The sequence below is a fragment of the Variovorax sp. 20P10.2.4 genome (assembly GCF_058244205.1).
This window is the reverse complement of sequence record NZ_JBZAYE010000563.1, coordinates 1-4,758: the sequence shown is the minus strand read 5'-3', so window position 1 is coordinate 4,758 and position 4,758 is coordinate 1. Positions and strand designations below refer to the sequence as shown.

Sequence of the window (4,758 nt, the reverse complement as noted above, 5' to 3'; positions counted from 1 at the left end):
CGTGGCCGAGGTCACGCGCGAGCGCTATCCCTGGGACACCATCCCGTATCACAGCCGCTGGCGCCATTTCGAGGCCGGCGGCGTCGACCGCCTGGCCCAGCTCAACGAGCTGCTCGGCGAGGCCGACGCGCGGCAGCGCGCACGCGCGCACATCGACCTGGTGCTGGTCAGCGTGCTGCTCGATGCCGGTGCCGGCCCCGACTGGCACTACACGGAACCGGCCAGCGGCGAGCGCTTCTCGCGTTCCGAGGGCCTGGGCGTGGCGAGCTTCCACGCCTTCACCAGCGGCCTGTTCTCCTCCGACCCCGAGCGCCCGCTGCAGGCCGATGCCGCCGGCCTGCGCGGCCTGGTCACCGACCGGCTCGGCGCCGCCTTCCAGGTCAGCGAGGTCAATCCGCTGATCGGCCTCGCGGGCCGCGCGACATTGCTGCGCCGGCTCGGCGAGGCGCTGGCCGAGCAGCCCGAGGTGTTCGGCGAGGACGGCCGGCCCGGCAACCTGTTCGACGCGCTGGTCGGCCCCTTCGGCCCCGCCGCGCCGCCCACCGCCGAGATCGGCGCGCACGCGATCCTGTCGCTGCTGCTCGACTCGCTGTCGCGCATCTGGCCCTCGGCCAATGCGGTCGACAGCATCGCCGCCGACGGCAGCGACAACCCCGGCGGCATCGGCTCCGGCGATCCCGCGCTGGCGCTCGGCGACTGCTGGCGCCACAGCGCGGTGCCGGGGCCGGGCCTCACCAACGGCTGGATGCCCTTCCACAAGCTCTCCCAGTGGCTGACCTATTCGCTGCTCGAGCCCTTCGAGTGGGCCGGCGTGAAGGTGCGCCACCTCGAGGCCCTGACCGCGCTGCCCGAGTACCGCAACGGCGGCCTGCTGATCGACAGCGGCGTGATCGTGCCCAAGGACGCGGCGCTGCTCGAACGGCGCTGGAAGGCCGGCGACGAGTTCATCGTCGAGTGGCGCGCGCTGACCGTGGCCCTGCTCGACGAACTGGCGCCGCGGGTGCGCAAGGTGCTCGGCCGCACCGAGGAACAGCTGCCGCTGGCCTGCGTGCTCGAGGGCGGCACCTGGGCCGCGGGCCGGGCACTGGCACAGCGCTTGCGTAACGGTGCGCCACCACTGCAGATCGAGAGCGACGGCACGGTCTTCTAGTTCGCCAGTCTCTTAGACTTCCGGGTTTCGCCAACGCAGAACGAATCGAAGAATTCCAATGAGCAACGTCCACCTCCTCGACCATCCCCTCGTCCAGCACAAGCTCACGCTGATGCGCCGCAAGGACGCTTCCACCAACAGCTTCCGCCGGCTCCTCAACGAGATCAGCATGCTCATGGCCTACGAGGTCACGCGCGACATGCCGATGCAGGACGTCGAGGTCGAAACGCCGCTCGAGACCATGCAGGCCAAGGTCATCGACGGCAAGAAGCTGGTGCTGGTGTCGATCCTGCGCGCGGGCACCGGCATCCTGGACGGCATGCTCACCGTGGTGCCCGGCGCTCGCGTCGGCCACATCGGCCTGTATCGCGACCCGAAGACGCTGACCGCGGTCGAGTACTACTTCAAGATGCCCGGCGAGATGGACAGCCGCGACGTGATCGTGGTCGACCCGATGCTGGCCACCGGCAACTCGGCGGTGGCCGCGGTCGAGCGGCTCAAGGAACTCAATCCCAAGTCGATCAAGTTCGTCTGCCTGCTGACCTGCCCCGAAGGCGTGGCGACGATGCAGAAGGCGCACCCCGACGTGCCGATCTACACGGCCGCGATCGACCGCGAACTCAACGACCACGGCTATATCCTGCCGGGCCTGGGCGACGCCGGCGACCGCATCTTCGGCACCAAGTAAACGCAGACAAGAAGAGAAGCGGCCCGGTTCCTGCTTCGCAGCATCGGTCCACCGCCCCGCGCAGGGCGCGGTGCGACGATCCGAGCCCGCACCAGTTCCACCAGATCCATCACCCGAGGAGAAGCACCGTGACAGCACGCCGCCCCCTGATCGTTCGTTCCATCGCCATTGCCGCGGCCCTCGCGGCCGGCCTTCCCGGCCTCGCCCTCGCGCAGGCCAAGCTCAAGGTGGCGGCGGTCTACACCGTCCCCTTCGAGCAGCAATGGGTGGGCCGCATCCACAAGGCGCTGAAGGCCGCCGAGGCGCGCGGCGAGATCGAGTACAAGGCCACCGAGAACGTCAGCAACGCCGACTACGAGCGCGTGATGCGCGAATACGCCACCGGCGGCAACCAGCTGATCCTCGGCGAGGTGTTCGGCGTCGAGGCCGCGGCGCGCAAGGTCGCCAAGGACTTTCCGAAGGTCGCCTTCCTGATGGGCTCCTCGCTCAAGCCGCAGGCGCCCAACTTCAGCGTGTTCGACAACTACATCCAGGAACCGGCCTACCTCAGCGGCATGGTCGCCGGCGGCATGACCAAGAGCAACCGCATCGGCATGGTCGGCGGCTTCCCGATCCCCGAGGTCAACCGCCTGATGAACGCCTTCATGGCCGGCGCCAAGGAGACCAATCCCAAGGTCGAGTTCAGCGTGAGCTTCATCAACAGCTGGTTCGACCCGCCCAAGGCCAAGGAAGCGGCCTTCGCGATGATCGACAAGGGCGCCGACATCATGTACGCCGAGCGCTTCGGCGTCTCGGACGCGGCCAAGGAAAAGGGCAAGCTCGCGATCGGCAACGTGATCGACACCCAGGCCCAGTACCCCGACACCGTGGTCGCCTCGGCGCTGTGGAACTTCGAGCCCTCGGCCGACCGCGCGATCAAGCTGGTGAAGGAAGGCAAGTTCGCCGCCGAGGACTACGGCATCTATTCGCAGATGAAGTACAAGGGCTCCGAACTCGCGCCGCTGGGCACCTTCGAGAAGAAGGTGCCGGCCGAGATCGTCGCCAAGGTCAAGGCCAAGCAGGCCGACATCCTCGCCGGCAAGTTCACCGTGAAGGTGGACGACGGCCAACCCAAGTCCACGGCGAAATGAGCCGCCCGATGACCCTGCGCTGGCGTTCCCTGCTCGCGGCCGGCGTGCTGGCCTTCGGCCTCGCGGGCTGCGTCGGTGTCTACAAGGGCACCGGCGTCAGCATCAACAGCGGCACCCGGCTCGACGACACGCCGCGCATCGCGGTCATCTCGGCCTTCGAGCCCGAACTCAAGCTGCTGCTCGCGCGCCTGCAGGGCGCGGCGAAGCACGGCGTGAACGGCGTCGAATTCACCACCGGCACGCTCGAGGGCAAGCCGGTCGTGCTGTTCCTCTCGGGCATCAGCATGACCAACGCGACCATGAACACGCAGCTCGCGCTCAACCGCTTCCGCGTCACGAACATCGTGTTCAGCGGCATCGCGGGAGGCGTGAACCCCGCGCTGCATGTCGGCGACGTGACGGTGCCCGCCCAGTGGGGCCAGTACCTCGAGGTGCTGATGGCGCGCGAGACCGCGCCCGGCAAGTACGCGGCCCCACCCTTCATCACCGACGCCACCCTGCCCAACTTCGGCATGATGTTCCCGCGCCCGGTCGAGGTGCGCTCGGCCGCGCGGCCCGGCATCGAGCGCAAGTTCTGGTTCGAGGCCGACCCGAGGATGCTCGAGGTGGCGCGCGGCATCCGCAACGTCGATCTCGCGAGCTGCAGCGCCGGCAAGTGCCTGGCGCGCAAGCCCCAGCTCGTGGTGGGCGGCAACGGTGTCTCGGGCCAGGCCTTCATGGACAACAAGGCCTATCGCGAATACACCTTCAAGACCTTCCAGGCCAACGTGCTCGACATGGAGACCGCGGCCGTGGGCATGGTGGCCTACAGCAACGGCGTGCCCTACATCGCCTTCCGCTCGCTCAGCGACCTGGCCGGCGGCGGCGATGGCGAGAACGAGATGGGCACCTTCATGAACATCGCGGCCGACAACTCCGCGAAGGTCATGCTGGCGTTCCTGGCTGCGTGGAAGTGACACCCCTTGCCCCGCTGGACCGACGCGGGGGAAGGAACAAGAGATTCATGAGCAGCACGACCGTCCTCCGCCTCCAGGGCATCACCAAGCGCTTCGGCAGCCTGGTCGCCAACGATGCCATCTCCCTCGATCTGCGCGCCGGCGAAGTGCTGGCGCTGCTCGGCGAGAACGGTGCCGGCAAGTCGACGCTGATGTCGATCCTGTTCGGCCACTACGTCGCCGACGAAGGCCGCATCGAGGTCTTCGGCGCGCCGCTCGCGCCCGGCAATCCGAAGGCCGCGCTGGCCGCGGGCGTCGGCATGGTGCACCAGCACTTCACGCTGGCCGACAACCTCAGCGTGCTCGACAACGTGACCATGGGCACCGAGCCGCTGTGGCGCCCGCTGTCGCGCCGCCCGGCCGCGCGGGCCCGGCTGCTCGAGGTAGCGCAGCGCTTCGGACTGCCGGTGCGGCCCGAGGCGACCATCGGCAGCCTCTCGGTGGGCGAACGCCAGCGGGTTGAAATCCTCAAAGCGCTGTACCGCGGCGCGCGCATCTTGATCCTGGACGAACCCACGGCCGTGCTCACGCCGCAGGAGAGCGAGGCGCTGTTCGCCACGCTCTCGCAGATGGTGGCGCAGGGCCTGTCGGTGATCTTCATCAGCCACAAGCTCGGCGAAGTGCTGCGGGTGTCGCACCGCGTGGCCGTGCTGCGCGGCGGCAAGCTGGTGGCCGAGGCGGCCACGGCCGACACCACGCAGGCGCAGCTCGCGCTGTGGATGGTCGGGCATGCGGTCGAGGCACCGCAGCGCCGGCCCGCCAAGTCGGTCGGCGACGCGGTCTGCGTGCTCGACC

5 protein-coding genes are annotated in these 4,758 nt (G+C 68.8%); all 5 read left to right on the top strand.

What is annotated here, in order from left to right; translation table 11 throughout:
• Positions 1-1,150: URC4/urg3 family protein (locus tag AC27VN_RS33020; protein WP_490879301.1), on the top strand; the 1,150-nt coding region annotated here is incomplete at its 5' end.
• A gap of 58 nt (positions 1,151-1,208) precedes the next feature.
• A complete protein-coding gene (upp, locus tag AC27VN_RS33015) occupies positions 1,209-1,838 on the top strand; it encodes a uracil phosphoribosyltransferase (protein WP_093342184.1) in 630 nt (209 codons plus the stop codon).
• A 128-nt stretch (positions 1,839-1,966) separates the two neighbouring features.
• Positions 1,967-2,968: a BMP family protein gene (locus AC27VN_RS33010; RefSeq protein WP_057594817.1), complete on the top strand. Its 1,002-nt coding sequence runs from the start codon at positions 1,967-1,969 to the stop codon at positions 2,966-2,968.
• Positions 2,969-2,976: 8 nt separating this feature from the next.
• Positions 2,977-3,924, top strand: a complete 948-nt coding sequence (locus AC27VN_RS33005) for a 5'-methylthioadenosine/S-adenosylhomocysteine nucleosidase (protein WP_490879302.1) — start codon at positions 2,977-2,979, stop codon at positions 3,922-3,924.
• A gap of 47 nt (positions 3,925-3,971) precedes the next feature.
• A partial coding sequence (locus AC27VN_RS33000; RefSeq protein WP_490879300.1) for an ATP-binding cassette domain-containing protein occupies positions 3,972-4,758 on the top strand: 787 nt, incomplete at its 3' end.

What these genes read in the sequence shown, in the direction of transcription:
- upp (WP_093342184.1), top strand. Translation starts at nt 1,209, where the DNA reads ATGAGCAACGTCCACCTCCTCGACCATCCCCTCGTCCAGCACAAGCTC.
- AC27VN_RS33005 (WP_490879302.1), top strand. Translation starts at nt 2,977, where the DNA reads ATGACCCTGCGCTGGCGTTCCCTGCTCGCGGCCGGCGTGCTGGCCTTC.